This window comes from Vibrio tritonius, from assembly GCF_001547935.1.
GTDB lineage: Bacteria > Pseudomonadota > Gammaproteobacteria > Enterobacterales > Vibrionaceae > Vibrio > Vibrio tritonius.
On sequence record NZ_AP014635.1, the window covers coordinates 950,127 to 968,212 of the forward strand.

Annotated in this window: 14 protein-coding genes and 1 tRNA gene; 7 read left to right on the top strand and 8 right to left on the bottom strand. The window is 42.1% G+C overall.

Going from position 1 to position 18,086, the window contains the following annotated elements:
- The first annotated feature begins 462 nt into the window (after positions 1-462).
- Both JCM16456_RS04485 and JCM16456_RS04490 read left to right on the top strand, forming a co-directional pair.
- A complete protein-coding gene (locus JCM16456_RS04485; RefSeq protein ID WP_068712755.1) occupies positions 463-1,137 on the top strand; it encodes a LuxR C-terminal-related transcriptional regulator in 675 nt (224 codons plus the stop codon).
- Entirely contained in the window at positions 1,137-3,038 is a 1,902-nt protein-coding gene (locus JCM16456_RS04490; RefSeq protein WP_068712757.1) for a sensor histidine kinase, read from the top strand. The genes JCM16456_RS04485 and JCM16456_RS04490 overlap by 1 nt, the downstream gene beginning before the upstream one ends.
- Positions 3,039-3,597: 559 nt before the next feature.
- Here the strand turns inward: JCM16456_RS04490 and aphA are convergent.
- From aphA to cowN, 3 genes are all read right to left on the bottom strand, one after another.
- A complete protein-coding gene (gene aphA / locus JCM16456_RS04495) occupies positions 3,598-4,308 on the bottom strand; it encodes an acid phosphatase AphA (protein WP_231894417.1) in 711 nt (236 codons plus the stop codon).
- Between the two features lie 95 nt (positions 4,309-4,403).
- Complete coding sequence (locus JCM16456_RS04500) at positions 4,404-4,871, bottom strand: DMT family transporter (RefSeq protein ID WP_068712759.1); 468 nt, start codon at positions 4,869-4,871, stop codon at positions 4,404-4,406.
- Positions 4,872-5,025: 154 nt separating this feature from the next.
- Positions 5,026-5,316, bottom strand: coding sequence for a N(2)-fixation sustaining protein CowN (gene cowN, locus JCM16456_RS04505; protein WP_068712761.1), 291 nt, complete (start codon positions 5,314-5,316; stop codon positions 5,026-5,028).
- A 247-nt stretch (positions 5,317-5,563) separates the two neighbouring features.
- Here cowN and JCM16456_RS04510 point away from each other — a divergent pair, with 247 nt between their 5' ends.
- Positions 5,564-6,415 carry an MCP four helix bundle domain-containing protein gene (locus JCM16456_RS04510; RefSeq protein ID WP_068712763.1) on the top strand — a complete coding sequence of 284 codons (852 nt, stop codon included), beginning with the start codon at positions 5,564-5,566 and terminating at the stop codon, positions 6,413-6,415.
- The gene (locus tag JCM16456_RS04515; RefSeq protein WP_068712765.1) at positions 6,416-7,156 is read left to right on the top strand and encodes a methyl-accepting chemotaxis protein; all 741 of its coding nucleotides are present in this window, start codon (positions 6,416-6,418) and stop codon (positions 7,154-7,156) included.
- 185 nt (positions 7,157-7,341) lie between these two features.
- Here the strand turns inward: JCM16456_RS04515 and JCM16456_RS04520 are convergent.
- The 3 genes from JCM16456_RS04520 to JCM16456_RS04530 all read right to left on the bottom strand — a co-directional run bounded on the left by JCM16456_RS04520 (position 7,342) and on the right by JCM16456_RS04530 (position 9,541).
- A tRNA-Pro gene (locus JCM16456_RS04520) sits at positions 7,342-7,418 on the bottom strand.
- Between the two features lie 62 nt (positions 7,419-7,480).
- Positions 7,481-9,289, bottom strand: a complete 1,809-nt coding sequence (locus JCM16456_RS04525; RefSeq protein ID WP_068712767.1) for a DUF3413 domain-containing protein — start codon at positions 9,287-9,289, stop codon at positions 7,481-7,483.
- A 36-nt stretch (positions 9,290-9,325) separates the two neighbouring features.
- Positions 9,326-9,541: a YejL family protein gene (locus JCM16456_RS04530; protein WP_068712769.1), complete on the bottom strand. Its 216-nt coding sequence runs from the start codon at positions 9,539-9,541 to the stop codon at positions 9,326-9,328.
- Between the two features lie 84 nt (positions 9,542-9,625).
- Here JCM16456_RS04530 and yejK point away from each other — a divergent pair, with 84 nt between their 5' ends.
- Positions 9,626-10,627, top strand: coding sequence for a nucleoid-associated protein YejK (gene yejK / locus JCM16456_RS04535; RefSeq protein ID WP_068712771.1), 1,002 nt, complete (start codon positions 9,626-9,628; stop codon positions 10,625-10,627).
- Positions 10,628-10,720: 93 nt separating this feature from the next.
- On the opposite strand, the gene nhaC is transcribed toward yejK, so the two are convergent.
- Complete coding sequence (gene nhaC, locus JCM16456_RS04540; RefSeq protein WP_068712773.1) at positions 10,721-12,166, bottom strand: Na+/H+ antiporter NhaC; 1,446 nt, start codon at positions 12,164-12,166, stop codon at positions 10,721-10,723.
- A gap of 425 nt (positions 12,167-12,591) precedes the next feature.
- On the opposite strand from nhaC, the gene asd reads away from it, so the two are divergent.
- On the top strand, positions 12,592-13,704 hold the full coding sequence (gene asd / locus JCM16456_RS04545; RefSeq protein WP_068712775.1) for an aspartate-semialdehyde dehydrogenase: 1,113 nt from the start codon (positions 12,592-12,594) through the stop codon (positions 13,702-13,704).
- 116 nt (positions 13,705-13,820) lie between these two features.
- On the opposite strand, the gene JCM16456_RS04550 is transcribed toward asd, so the two are convergent.
- On the bottom strand, positions 13,821-14,459 hold the full coding sequence (locus JCM16456_RS04550) for a YchE family NAAT transporter (RefSeq protein ID WP_068712777.1): 639 nt from the start codon (positions 14,457-14,459) through the stop codon (positions 13,821-13,823).
- A 700-nt stretch (positions 14,460-15,159) separates the two neighbouring features.
- Here JCM16456_RS04550 and adhE point away from each other — a divergent pair.
- Positions 15,160-17,910 carry a bifunctional acetaldehyde-CoA/alcohol dehydrogenase gene (adhE, locus tag JCM16456_RS04555; protein ID WP_068712779.1) on the top strand — a complete coding sequence of 917 codons (2,751 nt, stop codon included), beginning with the start codon at positions 15,160-15,162 and terminating at the stop codon, positions 17,908-17,910.
- Positions 17,911-18,086: the final 176 nt, after the last annotated feature.

Genomic DNA, 18,086 nt, shown 5'->3' on the forward strand with positions numbered 1-18,086 from the left:
AAATAGAGTTTTGATATATAAAACAGATTGTGTAATCGTTATGACCAATAAATTTGTCTAATTTGATTTCCTTATGACTAATAAGATGTGTCGATATCTATTTGTTATACTTATTACCTCAATACCGGTACGCAAATAAATGTTGACATACGAAGGTAACGCATTCTGTTTTATATGCTTGTCTACACGCTTTAGTTGAGTTATAGATAGAGTCAATTCGCGTAGCGTATTAGCACTATATTTGGATGAAAGACTATAAATAGAGGTTGATGTCGTAGGTTAGTGTGGACGATAAACTTTTGGTCTTTATCTTGTTTTGTTCAGTGTTTTCTCGCTAAAAATGATACATAACAAATCGGTGTAACAGAAATAAGAAACCAGAAATAAGAAATAATGATTTAATTATCATTGTTGCGTGTTAAGTATATAATTCTGCTCCAACTAAGGTATTAGAATTAAACCATGACTTCACAAATAACCACTCGCACAGAAGACCTCACTATTCTTATCGTTGAAGATGAAGCCATCTACTTGGATAGAATAAAATCAATATTGCAGCAGTTAGGCTGTCAACCCTTGCTGGTTCATAGTACGAGTACACTAAAAGAAGCTCTTCATATACTCCCAATGTATTCATGGGATTATGCATTTGTTGATTTAGGTTTACCGGATGGGGATGGAAGACAAGTGATCGACTGTTTACACCAATCCCATCCAGAGACTGGAATTACGGTCATATCCGCATGGAGCGATGAAAATACCATTTTTGCAGCGTTACGAGCGGGAGCGATCGGTTATCTTCTCAAAGAACGTGATGATCTGGAAATTATGCTCGGAGTTCGAAGTACTCTTAGAGGCGGAGCTCCTATCGATCCCTTTATTGCCAAGCGCATTTTACAAGAAATTCCGGCCAGCCCTTCAACAGAAGGTGAAGCTTCTGATTCGCCATTGAGTCGCCGTGAACATGAAATCCTAAGCTGGGTGGCTGATGGGATGTCTAATAAGGAAATCGCAAATCACTTAACGATTTCCCGCTATACGGTGGAAACGCACGTAAAAAGTATCTATCGTAAACTGGCTGTTTCATCGCGACTTAGTGCCGTTAAAGCGGCTCGAGAAAGTGGTTTATTACGCTAATGCAGTGCTTAAAATATTTGGGTTGGTGGATAGTCACTTTGCTGTGTTGCTCAAATGTTTATGCACAGAGCGTAGCTGTTCAACACAGTGAACATTGTACGGTTGAAGTCGGTGAGATTAGAGCTTATCAAAGCACTGAGCCCGCCGATATAACTGTCTTTAAACCGCCCTCTATCGACTCCCCATCCACACCAGTAGTGTTGCCTCATAATTGGTCGTCGCTTTGGCCTGAGTATAGCGGAGTGGTGTGGTATCGAATTCCTTGGTTTTGGCGTTGTGCTGATTATGCTGCTCAGCATAAACCGATTGGTATAGTCATTCGCTACATCAGTATGGCTGGAGCCGTCATGCTCAATGATCAGATGATTTGGCGAGATGATCATTTTACTGAGCCCTTGTCTCGCAGTTGGAATCGTCCGCTCTATTTTTCGATTCCTGATGCAGCTCTGCACTATGGAGAAAACTCTCTTTGGGTTCGTGTTATTGGTTTAAAAGAGCAGGCTCCAGGCGTAGGTGAGATCACGATTGGGCATGCTCAGGCCCAGTATGACATTTATCGTCAGTTAACTTGGCAACAACGTACTCTGTTTTTAATCAACCTCATCGTGTCGGTTGTCTTCGCATTGATCTTTACTTTTATTTGGTGGAGTTATCGCTCTGCGACTGCAAATGGTTGGTATGCTTTGCAAACTTGGTGCTGGATTGGTTTTTGTGCTCATTTATTGATGACGGAGGGCTTTCCTTTTGGCTCTTCCTTGCTGATTGCCAAAATTAACGCCATTTTTTTAGCTGCATTTATCTGTACCACTAATATTTTTTCATGGCGTTTTATTAACAAGCGTTGGCGATTGTGGGAAAAGATTATGTGGTCGGTATTCGCTGTTAGCTCAATTGTGTTGATAAGCTCACCATTCTCATGGTTACAAACCTTGCTCTATATTTGGGGCCCGCTGTTCATGTTGGTTTATTTAGGTAACCAAATTTGGTTTATTGGCGTTTCAATCTGCAGTAAAGAAATGGAGCATAAGCTCATTGCTGGTTGCTATGTGTTATTTATTGTTATGGCGGTTAACGACTATCTGGTTCTGATTAAAGTCAGATCTGAGGATGCGACGATTTTAATACCGTATGGTTCGATTATTACGACAGTAATGATCACCTATCTTTTGGCAAAACGGGTCGCTAATAATATGCTGCGTGTGACGCGTTTTTCTGCAGAAATGAATGAGGCTGTCACACGAGCTTGTGGCGAACTCAATGATCAATTAACGCAGGCACATTTACAGGATATTGAGTCGACACGTAACGAATTAAGACAAAACTTTTCTCATGATTTGCATGATGGTGTTGGTGGTGAGTTAGTCCGGTCCATCGCTTTATTTGAGAAAAAACAGGGGCCACTTGATCAAAAATTTGTGTTGTCGTTACTTAAACAAATGCGCGATGACTTACGAGGGGTACTCGACAGCTCTGCAAATAGTAGTATGCAAGTTCCTGATTCTCCAAGAGCATGGCTTGGGCCTTTAAAACAGCGCTTTGGTAACTTGTTTGATGAACTAGACATTGAACATAGTTGGTATATTGCTTCAGCATGGCACCTAACGCCAAAGTCTAATCAATGCGTTACCTTGGCGCGTTTTATTGAGGAAGCGCTTACCAATGTCGTTAAACATAGTCGAGCTCAAACTGTTCAAATAAGCGTCAACTATGGTGTCCAAAATGCACTTGTCATCTCCATCGAAGATGATGGCGTGGGATTTAACTGGCAGGAGATGCAAAGCAGTGGATTGGGAATTGGTTTACACAGTATGCAGGAGAGAGTGGTAAAAATAGGAGGGCAATTGTCTGTTCATTCGTCGCCAGGTAAAACCCAGTTAATTGCAACGGTTCCTTTGCACTAATACCAACGACGTCCATTCTCTGACCGTATGATTTCCACAATGGTTATCACGTTATTGATTGAATTAGCGAGCAAAATACCTGTTTTCAGTGATGTAACTACCACTTTGGTATAGGTATGATACTGACATCAACAAAGAGTTGGGATAAACCTCATATTTTCAATGCGCGCAGGCTGTTGAATGGTGTCTTTTATCTCATAACTTTGCTTGAACAAGGCTAAAAACTAACAGTGTTAGTTGGCATATAAAAATAAAATATAAAACAGATAGTTATCTAAATTAATCAGAAAGGCGCTTGAAATGTCTTATGAGTACTTAGAGTGTTCAATTTTATGTAGGATTTGGGTTCTCTAAGTGCTTATTTCAGTTTGAGCTGATTTGATATTGCTTGATAACGGCCCCTCGACAGTGGGGGTGGTTATCTAGAAAAGGTTCCGATTTTGTATTAGATAGCCAATCTACAACGTCATTGGTAGAAGCCCACTCCTCGGAGTGGGCTTTTCTCTTTCATACGCCATCACACAGTGTGCTGGTGGCTATTGGCCTTTATTTTCATAAATCAGTATTGTGAATTGCGCAGGATTCGTTCACCGTATAGGCCATTTTTCGGCAATGGTTTATAACTGGAGTTCGCGGCGCGCATTACTCGTATACCTTCTGCTCCTGCGTGACGTGCAGAGATAATGTCTCCATCCGAATCGCCATAATAGATTTTGATTTTATGGGCCTTGATGTACTGAGTTTTGGTGTAAACCGTACGGCTTGCCCCCGCAAAAATGACCTCGTTCATCTTCTTAATATGGAATGTCTTTTGCAAATAATCAGTGGTGAAATGGCAAGGAGATGAAGTTCTACCGGTGATAAAGTAGATATCGTCACCTCGATCTTGATGCATCGTAATCAATTGTTTCGCAATTGATTTTGGCATACTGAAAGCGTCCCAGCCACAGTTGGCTTTATCCCAAAACTTTTGGTTGCTCAGATATTCATAGCCATTAGGAGAAAACATCTGTTGGCCACGATAGAAAACGGGGGAGCTAAACAAAGTTGTATCGTCAATATCAAATCCCACTGCGATAGGGGCGGTATCCTTCAGTTCTTTTTGGATATCACTGACGTCAATCATGCGAAGATCACTTGGTATACCATTAGCTAACATTTCAGCGGTGGTATAGCCTGAATGTGTACCAGGGGTTTTAGGATCGGCATGAGTGGCGTAACTGAACAAAGCACTCAGACCAACAAGAGTAACCAATAGGGGCGCTTTCAAAATAATGTCCTTTTTAAGCAATGACATAGAATTTGCTAGGATAACCTTATGCCTCCAAGTGTGTATAGCTTAAATACGACTTACTTGATGATTTTTTAGCGTTGCCCAAACAATTTGTCACCGAACATAAACAGTACTAAACCCATTAGCATGATGAGCAGTCCGGCGTATTTCCACCAATAAACCGGTCGAATTGGCATTTGAATAAGTCCTAAACTATCGATGAGCATTCCAGCAATTAGTTGTCCTAAAATAAACAGGAACATAGCATTGGTGATGCCAATTCTTGGAGCCAAAAAGATACTGGTAAATACAACCGCTGCGCCGATTAAACCGCCAACCCAGCGCCACCAAGGTTGTTGAAGTAGCTGATTACTCATGCCACTCCATTGAACTTGCGTAAGAGCTAGAATCCCAAGGCAGATGGCTCCAACCGTAAAAGAAATAAAAGCGGCCATTAGTGGTTGACCGTTAACTCCGGCGCTTAAGCGACTGTTTACTGCGGCCTGTATTGAAAGCCCAATACCACTCACTAGAGCCATAAGAAAATAAAGCCAATTCATTAGAGTTCCTGATCACAAAGAGTGTCCAAATATGATGGACTATTTTGGTTAGGAGAGCGAGTAACAGAATTGTCTAACCAAATTTATTACATCATACCGAGATTATCTCTTTTGTTGGGGAACATTCATCCAAGCCTTGGTGATTGTCTTAAATTCAACAACACTCTTGTTCTATTTGATACAAAAGTGCCAGTGCAGGTTGGTCATCGCATTGAGTAAAGTAATCGAACAATATGTTCATCTGATTGCCAATAAAATGAAGATTGTCATGCCCACAACGCTGTTGGTGAGCTAGCTTGTCGGCAAAATAGGTCTGCCATTTGGTATCGCCAATTTGTTGGGTCAAGTTATGTTCAAGCATTCCCATTAAACGATCGGCATTTTGGTTGCATTTAATTCCTTCAAATGAAATGTAACGGTCGACATCTTGAGTCGTTTTGTTCATTTTTTAGCTCCTTTGTTCGTGTAAGAATTTCATTGCAAAAACAGTACCAAATCGGTTTCGAGACAGGGGGCTAGCGGGGTGAAGATAAGAAAATTATCATTAATACTACGCCGAACAAAAATTAATGTTCTAGACTGATTTTGAATAACGTAGGTGGTTGGACCATTTTGTTTGGGGTGAAGACCATCAAAATAACACGACTTGTAAGTCGGAAGCGTGTCTATTCAACAGAAAAGGATAACAACGTATGGGCTGGTTTATGGATTTGTCGTTGCGGTTGAAAATATCTCTACCGCTTGGACTCGTGTTTTTAGTATCTCTTCTTATTGGCTATAACACACTCTCTTCTTCTCGTACTTTACTCTTTGGGGTTAATCAAGCGACCCATTTTCACGTTCCAGCGATGTCACTATTACTTAATGTGGACCGTGACATGTACCAAGCAATGGAGGGGCTGGAAAATGGATTACGATCTCATCTAAGTAAGAAGAGCGATAGTACAAAATTTGAAGAAGACTTTAGTAATAATGCTGATCAGGTTAAACAACGCTTAACTCAATATGTTGCACTACAACAAGATGAGACTCATCGCGCTCAAGGAGAGCAACTTCTCACAAGTGCACTCGCGTGGATTAGTGATGCGGAGCAAGTGCAGGCGCTGATTAATAGCAAACAGCTTGATGCAGCGAATCAACTCTACTTAGGCGATGTTGAGGAAAAGTTTGACGCGACGCGCAGCCTACTCGACCCTATGGGAGTTTATGAAGCTCAGCAAGTTGAGGATATTTCTCAGTTAATATCCTCGACGATAAGTGAGTCAAACACGGCGCAACTTTGGGGGACGGGGATTGTGGTTGTACTGTTATTTATCGGTATTATCACGGTTCCTTCTTTGGTTCTGCAACGAGTTAAGTCGTTACAGGTTTGCTTAAATGAGTTAAACAGTGGTGAAGGGGATTTACGTTTCCGTATAAAACTGCGCGGTCGTGATGAATTTTATGGCCTAGCAGTAAGCCTAAACAGTTTTCTGGATAAGCTGCACGGTATTATGAAGCAGTTGGATAGCCAGGCTAAAGAGATGTCTTCTGCATCTAAATAATTGAGTGATCTTTCGAAGCACACATTAGATATCACACAAACTCAGACGGTTGCAGTGGAATCGATAGTGACCGCTGCAACAGAGTTGAGTGCTACGGTATCTCATGTCACTGAAAATACGGTTTCAGCCGCCAACGAAACAGAGCAATCAAACCAACATGTCGAAAGTGGGCGACAAACGGCCCAAAAAGCGATTACCAATTTGCAAGTCTTGTGTGGCAATGTAGAAACCAGTGCCACAACTATTCGGCAGGTTGCAGAATATGCTAATCAAATCACTGATATTTTGAATATCATTCAGAGTATTGCGGAGCAAACTAACCTATTGGCTCTTAATGCGGCAATTGAAGCGGCGCGAGCTGGAGAACAAGGCAGGGGCTTTGCGGTGGTAGCGGATGAAGTTCGGTCATTGGCAAAACGTACTCAAGATGCAACAGAAGACATCAATAATATGATTGATAGGCTTAACAGTGGTGTTTCTTCTTCGCTTAACGATATAGAGAAGAGCCTTAATCAAGCGCATCAAACTCAAACGTTTTCTGCCGATTTAGAGCAAGCACTGTTAGCGATATCGGAATCAGTAGTGTTGATTAGAGATATGAGCCAGCAGATATCAACCGCTTCCGAACAGCAGGATGTGACCACCCGAGATATCACTGAAAACATCACGAAGATCGGTGATTTGACCAAAGAGAGTGACATGGTGCACAAACGGTGGCAAGCGAAAGTCAGCATCTTTTGATGCTGTCTGGTACACTTGATAATCTGTTATCCCAATTTAAAGTGTAATACTAGCCAAGTTATTATCTGACCATTCTGGCTGGCTAAATGCGGTCTTTGGCCACATAAAAATTCGCGCGGTATATCATCTACTTGTAGGGATTAAAAAGACAAAAAGAGAGCCGAAGCTCTCTTTTTATTGGTGTATGGTCGGACTGAGAGGATTTGAACCTCCGACCCCCGACACCCCATGACGGTGCGCTACCAAGCTGCGCTACAGTCCGATGGAATTACTCTAATCATTTTTCCGAAAACCGTCAAGGTAATTAAATCATAACATTATGATTTAATTATCCTTTACATAGAAACGCTGTAATTCGGTTAAACCTTGTAGCAATACAGGTAGGGTTGGACTTTCGTGTTTCAAACGGTGGTAGTTTTCATCGTACACTTTAAAGTTACCAAATTTATCCACCACAGTGGTCTCATTACCGCTAATAAGAGCCAGTTCACGAGTATCGCCCGCAAGAATCCATTTCCGCGTGGTTTCATCAAATAGATTACGACCGCTACTAAAATCACTTGGATTAGAAGATACACCCATGAGGTCTTGCAAAATCGTCACAGAAAGATCGAGATGGCTAGAGCGATGCTTAAATCGCGCAGCAAGCTTGCCTGGCCAATGAATAACCATAGGTACTTTAATTTGATATTGGCTATAGTTGCTGTTTGAACCCCAAGAGTTGGTCTTGGTTTCATTGAATTCCATGCCGTGATTTGACGTAATGATAACAACAGTATTTTCCGTCAAATTCAGTTGATTCAATTTTTCAAACAACTGACCAAGTTCGTTATCTGCCAATGAGATAGATTGTTGATAGTCTTTTGATAACCGTTGTTTTGGCGAGCCTGTTTGTTCGCTACTGCGGTTTAGATCATTGAAGTCTTCAACGGACGTTAACTCAATATAACTAAACCAATGCTTGCTATCTTGGTTAACTACCCAATTGCCCCAGTTTTCGATGGTTTGTACGTCTGGGTTAACATCTGGTTTAAACTCTTGCTGAACCATGGGTAAACCGCGAAACATAGTTTCTTCATAAAGATTATCGTCAAAATTATCACCACTGAACAAGCCAAATTGATAGTGATGGCTTTTTAGTACATTCACCATGACAGGTGAGGCGCCTTGGGCAGTAATGCTGCTAGCGTAACTACTTGGCAAGCCGTAGAACAACCCAAACAGACCGTACATGTCATTACTGGAACTGTAGTGATTCAAGAAATTGAGATTTTGTTCTGCAAATGCGCTGGTGTAAGGCATTTGCGTTGGATTTAAAGCGTCGGCGCGCAGGTTGTTCACACTCACCAACAGAATATTGAGCTCATTGGCACGACGACCAAATTCGATTTTTTCGAGCGGATAGTTAACCAAGTCTACATTGTGTTGGTTTTCTTCCAATCGTTTTAAGTATTCATCTCGGTCCAACAACCCATGTTTCTCCATGAAGGATTTCGCCGTCATTGGGTAGGAGAGAGGGAAGTTAGATTTCTGTCCGGTGACTGGAGTATAAAAATACGCGTCGGACCAAACATAAATTAGGTGGCTAGCGATGAAGCAAACAAAAAAGACTGCAGTTAACGGCCGTCCAATACGTTTGTGTGACAATTTACGCTGTTTGCGCCATACCCATTCAGAGAGGCCTAACTCAAGTAAAAAGATGAGCGGCAATACAACAAAGAGGTGTTGTAAATCTGTGCTGATGGCGCTGCTTTTATCGCTAAATAGTAGTTCCCACACCACAGGTGTGAGGTGGAGATTAATAATTTGGTAGGCCTGAGTATCTACTAAAAGAATAGTCAGCCCTGACGTCGCGAAGCAGACCGAGAAAAAGCGGAAGACTGCTCGCGACGGTATCACAAAGGTCAACGGAAACAGGATCAGTAAGTAGAGAGCGAAGACCAAAAAGCCAAAGTGCCCTGCCCAAGATACAGCTAAGTAAAACTGTCCAAGCAAGGTTTCTGGCCATGGTGATTGCGCGATGTATCGCGTACCTATCAGCATCGCAGCTATGATATTAAAGAAGGCAAACCAGTGCCCCCAGCCAACGAGGCGTGAAACGCGTTCGCCGTATGTATTTCCGCTATCTACCATGTGATGTTCTGTAATTTATCCGTTCTTATGATGAATTCAGTTTTTAATTGATGACATCAACGCTTGAGCAAACTTCTCTGCGATTGCTTTACGCTGCCCAGCAGCGACATTCTGATTCAGTACATTTGTGGCAATATTGCCAGCAATCATCAATGTTAACTCTGATGATGCTTCGTGTTTATCAAGAACGGCAGCAATTTCAGTCAAGATTGTTTCAACTTTCTCGTCACTATATTTTGATGTAATTGGCATAGATACTCTGATGATGATAGTAAAAGCGGCTTATGATAACCTACTATGCCTTACAACTGAAACCACAACGATGATAATTTCACTATGAGTCTGCACCTTTCGAATGTCATTTTGCACCAATTGCGCAAAAATGATAACGACGAGCTGGTTGTTAACTTCCGAGCTCAAGCCCTTGATAATGATACATCAACTGAGAACCTTGTGGCTGAATTGCACCGAGTTTTTAATGCAAAATCAGGTAAAGGGTTCGGTTCTTTCCAATCAGACAGCGATTTTCAGCAGTGGTTGCAGGAACTGCGTCAAGGAAATCGCAATTTCTACGACTTCACTCAGCAGAGTGCACAACGTTTGCGTGACGAGCTGTCAAAATACCCGTTTGCCGATGAAGGCATTTTAGTGATGGCGGAGTATCAGTCGCTATCAACAGAATACTTGTTCATTGGTTTACTACCGATGAATCAGAGCCTTAAGGTGACTGAAGGATTAGATATCAGTGCGACGGATTACCTCGATATCAATAAAATGGATATCGCGGCACGCATTGATATCTCAAGCTTCGAGACGGACAAAGAGTCTAATCGTTATCTAAGCTACATTAAAGGTAGAGTAGGACGTAAAGTCGCAGACTTCTTCCTTGATTTTCTCCAAGCCTCGGTTGGATTAGACACTAAACAACAAAACCAAGTGCTAATGCAGGCGGTAGAGGATTTCTGTACCGATTCTAAATTGGAAAAGTCAGAAGCAATTAGTTACAAAAAACAGGTCTACGACTACTGCAATGATCAGATCAAATCAGGGGAAGAGATCGAGATCAAAGAGCTTTCGGGTGAGCTTACGCCAAGCGAAGATGGTACTAGTTTCATCGAATTTACTGAAAAGCATGGTTATGAGCTGGAAGAAAGCTTCCCTGGTGATCGTAGCACAGTAAGAAAACTGACCAAGTACGTGGGAGCTGGTGGCGGTTTGAATATCAGTTTCGATAGTTTACTCATGGGTGAGCGTGTGTTTTACGATCCAGAAACCGACACGTTGACGATCAAAGGAACGCCACCTAATTTGCGTGATCAGTTAACCCGCAATAAATAAACTTACTTTGCTACATTTAGCCGTAGGTTATTTATAAATAAAAAGAGCGCCTAAGGCGCTCTTTTGGGTTTTAAATCATAGTATTACAATCGATTAAGCCGAACTCTTTTCTGAAGAGAGTGCTACACCGGATTCTTCAGGTTCACCAGTAGTGGCTGTCGGTTCACATTTATCGACAAACCAACCCATGTATGAGCAGATAATCGTGATTACAATACAAACAAAGCTTAACCACATGAACGGCGCGTAAGAGAGTGTTGCTACTCCAAGAATGCTTGCCATATAGATACCATTGTCACTCCAAGGCACCATACCTGAGGTTAACGTACCACCAAACTCTGCGTTTCGAGATAGGTTCTTACGTTTGTAACCCAAGCGATCATAATTCTTCGCGCAGATCTTCGGTGTTAATATCAAAGATACGTACATAGCAGAGCCAAATACGTTACCTAAAAACGCTGTGCCAATGGTGCTAGCTGCTAATGAGCCAGAGCTTTTGATGCGGTGTTCAAATAACTTAGCGATGGTCTCCAAAACCCCCACTTTATCTAACAAGCCGCCAAAACCGAGGCCAAAGACGATCACCGCAACAGAACCTAACATTGACGACATACCACCACGGTTAAGAATAGAGTCGATAAAAGGCACGCCTGATTCAATGCTAAATGGAGCCCATGCTGTGTTAAATGCTTGTAGAAAATCCACATCTTGGATCATGACAGCCCAGACAATACCAAGAAGAGAACCAAAACTGATCACTGGGAATGAAGGCATACGCATCGCAAGTAAGCCGAGCACAATCAATACTGGCACAAATGAATATGGCGTGATGTAGAACTGCTGCTCCATTGCATGCATTACGTTTTGTACTTGTGACATGTCAACGTTGCCAGAATAGTGGAACCCAAATAACGTAAACATGATCGCAGTAATGATGTAGCTAATCGAGGCAATAGGTAGCATACCTTTAATGTGCTCAACCACTTCTACATTCGACATACTAGAGGCGAGGATAACCGAATCGGAAAGCGGTGACATCTTGTCGCCAAAGTAGCAGCCAGACAGAACCGCACCCGCTGTAATTGGTGCTGGAACACCTAAACCTTGGCCTATGCCCATCATCGCAATGCCCGCTGTGCCAGCTGCACCCCAAGATGTTCCTGTTGCAAGCGCCGTTAATGAACAGATCACCATGGTTGCCAATAGGAAAATTGACGGGTGAATCGCTTTTAAACCGTAATAAATAATTGTTGGAACAATACCACCTGAAATCCAGGTACCAACCAGAGCACCAACCGCTAAAAGTATTAAAACAGCACCTAGGCCGTTTGATATCCCATTTAGAGCTGCTTTTTCTAAGTCTTGATACTTATGACCAAGGCGAACACCTAAAACTATAATGATAAACCAGCCGATATACAGAGCTAGCTGAATAGGTAGGTCTAATTTCGCAGTAAAGGAGAAAGCTAACAATAAAAATAACCCTAGCGCGACTACTACTTGTAGCACGCTAGGTAAGCGTTTTGGGGCCTGTGCCATTATATATGCCTCATTTCGAATGAATATGCTAGTGGATGAGTAAGGAGCCTACTTAAAAGGAAGCGGCACTGTACCTTACTTGAATAAATATTTCGAGTTTGAGCGTATAAAATGTGATTTGGTAACCCATTTTTGTTAAAAATTAGTGCTAAATGTTGTTAGTTGTGGAGTAAGTCGAAATAAAATTTTGTGTAATGTAGAAGAGGCGTGTTACTGGTTTGTATGCGGTAAAAATCCACACTTTTTTGTCGGTGAAAAAAAGCATAATACTGGCTTTTTTATCTAGTTGAATGGCTAGTCAGAGTAAATCCTATCCATTGAGCCTAAAAACTTTGGGATTTTATTAAGAAACGCTTGAGATTTTATGCTGAACCACTTATAGATGGGGATACTATTTTTTTGGAGATAACAAGGAGAGTAAGAGAATGAGAGTCGGTCTTGTTGGTTGGCGTGGTATGGTAGGTTCTGTACTGATGCAGCGTATGGTTGAAGAAGGCGATTTTAACCTCATTGAACCAGTATTTTTCAGCACATCACAAATAGGTATTGCAGCGCCTAACTTCGGAAAAGAAGCGGGTTTACTGCAAGATGCATTCGATATTGATAGCTTGAAGAAATTGGATGCAGTGATCACCTGTCAAGGTGGTAGCTATACCGAAAAAGTGTACCCAGAACTGCGCAAAGCTGGTTGGAAAGGATACTGGATCGACGCTGCATCAACATTGCGTATGGCTGATGATTCAATTATTACTCTTGATCCTGTGAATCTAAACCAGATTCAAAACGGTATCCATCAGGGAACTAATACATTTGTTGGTGGCAATTGTACCGTTAGTTTGATGCTCATGGGGCTAGGTGGCCTATTTGAACGTGGTTTGGTTGAGTGGATGAGTGCGATGACTTATCAAGCGGCTTCTGGTGCTGGTGCTCAAAACATGCGCGAGTTGATTTCTCAAATGGGCGTTATCGCAGATTCTGTTAGCTCTGAGTTGGCAAACCCAGCAAGTTCTATTTTGGATATCGACCGTAAAGTCGCAGAGACAATGCGTTCGACAACATTCCCAACCAATCAATTTGGTGTACCTTTAGCGGGTTCCCTTATTCCTTGGATCGACGTTAAACGTGAAAACGGTCAATCTAAAGAAGAGTGGAAAGCAGCAGCTGAAGCAAATAAGATTTTAGGTATTCAAAACTCTCCTGTACCCATTGACGGCACTTGTGTTCGTATTGGTGCAATGCGTTGCCACTCTCAAGCATTAACTATCAAGTTGAAACAGAACGTTCCTCTTGATGAAATTGAAGAAATGATCGCCTCACATAACCAATGGGTAAAAGTGATTCCTAACGATCGTGACATTACTGCTCAAGAACTCTCTCCTGCTAAAGTGACTGGCACTTTGTCTGTTCCAGTTGGCCGTTTGCGTAAGATGAGTATGGGTGACGATTTCCTTAACGCATTTACCGTAGGTGACCAATTACTATGGGGTGCGGCAGAGCCATTACGTCGTACCTTACGTATTATTCTCGCAGAGAAGTAACCTTTTATTATCATGGTTTCTCTTGTGTGCAGTGTTCATTACTAGGTAAAGAGAAACCATGAGTTATCTCCTAAATAGAAAAGCGCCGTTATGGCGCTTTTCTATTTTATAAATCATTAACCTAAACCTGGGAGTAGGTTTCGCAAGCCGTTAGTAATGAACTCAATACCAAGCGATCCCAATATTAAGCCCATAATACGCGTAATGACGTTAATCCCTGTTTGTCCCAGTAAACGCACGATATAAGGTGCGGAGCGAAACAGCAGCCAGCTGGCTAGACTAAAAATAATAATGGTGAGTACAATTCCAAATGTATCCCAAGTACCAGGATAGCGAGCACCATACACAATGGTAGAACTGATTGCGCCTGGTCCAGCCATTAAGGGCATAGCGAGAGGAACAACCCCCACTTGTTCGCGGCTGATGTACTCGTTCTTCTCTTGTTTGTTCTGTTTATCTTCACCTAACTTACCGCTCATCATCGAAAATGCGATGCTCATTAATAGTAAACCGCCGGCGACTCGAAACGAATCTAGCGAGATGCTAAACATATCAAGCAGCATCTGACCACCGATCAACGCACACGTTAAGATGATTGCCACAGAGACGTTAGCCGTAATGGCCGTTTTACTGCGCTCTTCTGGTGTCATATGGCTGGTGAGTGAAACAAAAACCGGCATGATGCCCACAGGGTTCACTGCGGCAACGAGGCCTAGAAAAAATTGAAGAAAAATAGCGAACTCAATGCTGCTCATGTGTGGGCTCTCTCTATATAGGTGAACAACAACAAACGGCGCTAATGTAAGGCAAAGAATGGTACGCGACGAATGAAAAAAATTGTAGTCAACTCTTAGCACGCATTACAAAAAATAATGCGTTTTATCCCCCAATTAACCTCAAGGCGCTGTTTCATTTATCTCTTTCTTCTGCATGCCCTTTAACGGCTTTAGTTTGATAAAAAAGAGGAGGTATTCTTCTTAGTTGAGGTCGCCAGAATAACCTTGGAAAGGTTAAATTTTATATATTGGGGGTTAATTTATTGTTTGACCAAGGTGGTTAAACAGTGTTTATATGTACCACTAGTAGCACATGGTTTATGAGGTTCGGTTGTGTGTTTGTAGCAAAATGATACTTTTTGGTGCTGAGGTATATAATTTTTATTAGTTGTTTCTAAAATGAATAACTTTGTGACTTTTGTTCATAAAAATAATCTGTTTAAAATCAATGGGTTATATATTTTTTCTTCGAGTAATAAAATTTGTGTGCTTTTAGGTGTAGGAACTGATCTCAGTCAATTTTTTTCGAGGAGCGAAATATTATACTCAAACCATAAAAGCGATTTACTAAGTGTGTTGTTTTCTTGAATCTTTTTAGTCTAAGCTTTTGATAAATAGGCGTTAATGGGAAGCGAATACTTAATAAAAAGTTTTTAATTTTAAATTTAGGAGATTCATTATGCCTGTTACTAATTTGGCTGAACTCGACGCTCTTGTTGCCCGTGTTAAAAAAGCACAAGCGGAATTTGCAACTTACTCTCAAGAGCAGGTTGACAATATTTTCCGTGCGGCATCTCTTGCAGCGAACCAAGCTCGAATTCCTTTGGCACAACAAGCGGTTGCTGAGTCTGGCATGGGTATCGTGGAAGACAAAGTAATCAAAAACCACTTTGCTTCTGAGTATATCTACAACAAGTACAAAGATGAGCAAACTTGTGGCGTGCTGGAAGTTGATGACAGCATGGGTACCATGACCATCGCAGAACCTGTTGGCATTATCTGTGGTATCGTTCCAACCACCAACCCAACTTCAACCGCTATCTTCAAATCTCTCATTTCTCTAAAAACACGCAACGGCATTATTTTCTCGCCACACCCACGTGCTAAACACTCAACTAATGATGCTGCAAAATTGGTACTTGATGCTGCTGTTGCGGCTGGTGCACCTAAAGACATCATTGGTTGGATTGATGAACCATCTGTTGAGCTTTCTAATGCATTGATGCGCCACAATGACATCGCATTAATCCTAGCTACTGGTGGCCCTGGTATGGTGAAAGCGGCTTACTCTTCAGGTAAACCGGCCATCGGTGTGGGTGCAGGTAACGTTCCTGTTGTTATCGACGAAACGGCAGACATTAAACGTGCTGTTGCTTCTGTTCTTATGTCAAAAACATTCGACAACGGCGTGGTATGTGCATCTGAACAAGCCGTTATCGTTGTAGATGCTGTATATGAAGAAGTTAAACAACGTTTTGCAACACACAAAGCGTATGTACTCGATAAAGAAGAAGCGGCTAAAGTTCGCAACGTGCTACTTATTGATGGTGCGTTGAACGCGCGAATCGTTGGTCAACCTGCAACTAAAATTGCGGAAATGGCTGGTGTGACTGTTCCTTCTGACACTAAAGTGCTGATTGGTGAAGGCCTACATGGCAAAGTAACGACTGAAGATGCATTTGCTCATGAAAAACTGTCTCCTACTTTGGGTATGTTCCGTGCAGATAACTTTGAAGATGCTGTTGAACAAGCGATCCACATGGTAGAAATCGGCGGTATCGGCCATACTTCTGGTCTTTATACTGACCAAGATGCGAATCAAGACCGTATTCTTTACTTCGGTAACAAGCTAAAAACAGCTCGTATCTTGATTAACATTCCAACCACTCACGGTGGTATCGGTGACTTGTACAACTTCAACGTTGCACCTTCATTGACATTAGGTTGTGGTTCTTGGGGTGGTAACTCAATCTCAGAAAACGTGGGTCCAAAACACCTAATCAACAAAAAAATCGTAGCAAAACGAGCAGAAAACATGTTGTGGCATAAACTTCCAAAATCAGTTTACTTCCGCCGTGGTAGCTTGCCAGTTGCACTAAGTGACTTGGAAGGCAAAAAACGTGCATTCCTTGTTACCGACCGTTTCCTATTCAATAACGGTTACTCAGATGAAATCGTTGAGCTTTTGAAAGCTCAAGGCATGGAAGTGCAAACTTTCTACGAAGTAGAAGCTGATCCAACTCTTTCTATCGTGAAGAAAGGTGCGGAGCAGATGAACAGCTTCAAACCAGACGTGATTCTTGCTCTTGGTGGTGGTTCACCAATGGATGCTGCGAAAATCATGTGGGTAATGTACGAACACCCAGAAACTGAATTTGAAGAACTTGCCATGCGCTTTATGGATATCCGTAAACGTATCTACAAATTCCCTAAAATGGGTCAAAAAGCAGAGCTTGTTTGTATCACCACGACTTCTGGTACCGGTTCTGAAGTAACTCCATTTGCGGTAGTAACCGATGATGAGACCGGTGCGAAATATCCACTAGCTGATTACGAGCTAACACCAAACATGGCAATCGTTGATGCTAACTTAGTCATGAACATGCCTAAATCTCTGACTGCTTTTGGTGGTTATGACGCGGTGGTTCACGCTCTTGAAGCATACGTTTCTGTTATGGCAAGCGAATACTCTGATGGTCAAGCACTCCAAGCTCTGAAATTGCTAAAAGAGTACCTACCATCAAGCTATGCAAATGGTGCGAAAGATCCAATTGCTCGTGAACGTGTTCACAACGCAGCAACTATCGCTGGTATCGCATTTGCGAACGCCTTCTTAGGTGTATGTCACTCAATGGCGCACAAACTGGGTGCTGAATTCCACATTCCACACGGTTTGGCTAACGCATTGTTGATGGAAAACGTGGTCCGTTTTAACGCTAACGATAACCCAACCAAGCAAACTGCTTTCTCTCAATACGACCGTCCTCAAGCACGTCGTCGCTATGCAGAAGTCGCTGAACACTTAGGTCTAGCAAAACCTGGCGACCACACAGCAGAGAAAATTCAAGCATTGGTTACTTGGTTGAATGAATTGAAAGTGGCACTAGACATTCCAATGTCTATCCAAGCTGCTGGTGTTAACGAAGCCGACTTCCTAGCAAAACTTGACGAACTGGCTGTAGAAGCGTTCGATGACCAATGTACAGGTGCTAACCCTCGTTACCCATTGATCAGTGAATTAAAAGAAGTTCTACTTGCTTCTTACTACGGTAAGGCTTATGTAGAGGGTGAAACCTTCGAAGGCACAACCGTGATTAAGAAAAAAGCTGACCAAGTGGAAGCGGTAAAACGCGCACACGAAGCAGCAAAAGCGGAAGCCGCGACAAAAAACAAAGCGTCTAAAGCGAGTAAAAGCAAAACTGAAGCGTAACGCGCTCCAATAAGTTCAAATATCTTTATGAACAAGCCCCACACAGTGGGGCTTTTTTATATCTATCAGTTGCTTACCTAAAACCTTACAAGGACAGACATCACAAGCTACATTAAATTCTTACAGGGACAGAAATTCTTACAGGGACAGACACTTTAAGAGCGGCATATACCCAA

Bases quoted from the DNA above. Each gene is read 5' to 3' on its own strand.
- JCM16456_RS04485 (WP_068712755.1), top strand. From the start codon at position 463: ATGACTTCACAAATAACCACTCGCACAGAAGACCTCACTATTCTTATC.
- JCM16456_RS04490 (WP_068712757.1), top strand. From the start codon at position 1,137: ATGCAGTGCTTAAAATATTTGGGTTGGTGGATAGTCACTTTGCTGTGT.
- JCM16456_RS04500 (WP_068712759.1), bottom strand. From the start codon at position 4,871: ATGAATTGGCTTTATTTTCTTATGGCTCTAGTGAGTGGTATTGGGCTT.
- cowN (WP_068712761.1), bottom strand. From the start codon at position 5,316: ATGAACAAAACGACTCAAGATGTCGACCGTTACATTTCATTTGAAGGA.
- JCM16456_RS04510 (WP_068712763.1), top strand. From the start codon at position 5,564: ATGGGCTGGTTTATGGATTTGTCGTTGCGGTTGAAAATATCTCTACCG.
- JCM16456_RS04525 (WP_068712767.1), bottom strand. From the start codon at position 9,289: ATGGTAGATAGCGGAAATACATACGGCGAACGCGTTTCACGCCTCGTT.
- JCM16456_RS04530 (WP_068712769.1), bottom strand. From the start codon at position 9,541: ATGCCAATTACATCAAAATATAGTGACGAGAAAGTTGAAACAATCTTG.
- yejK (WP_068712771.1), top strand. From the start codon at position 9,626: ATGAGTCTGCACCTTTCGAATGTCATTTTGCACCAATTGCGCAAAAAT.
- nhaC (WP_068712773.1), bottom strand. From the start codon at position 12,166: ATGGCACAGGCCCCAAAACGCTTACCTAGCGTGCTACAAGTAGTAGTC.
- asd (WP_068712775.1), top strand. From the start codon at position 12,592: ATGAGAGTCGGTCTTGTTGGTTGGCGTGGTATGGTAGGTTCTGTACTG.
- JCM16456_RS04550 (WP_068712777.1), bottom strand. From the start codon at position 14,459: ATGAGCAGCATTGAGTTCGCTATTTTTCTTCAATTTTTTCTAGGCCTC.
- adhE (WP_068712779.1), top strand. From the start codon at position 15,160: ATGCCTGTTACTAATTTGGCTGAACTCGACGCTCTTGTTGCCCGTGTT.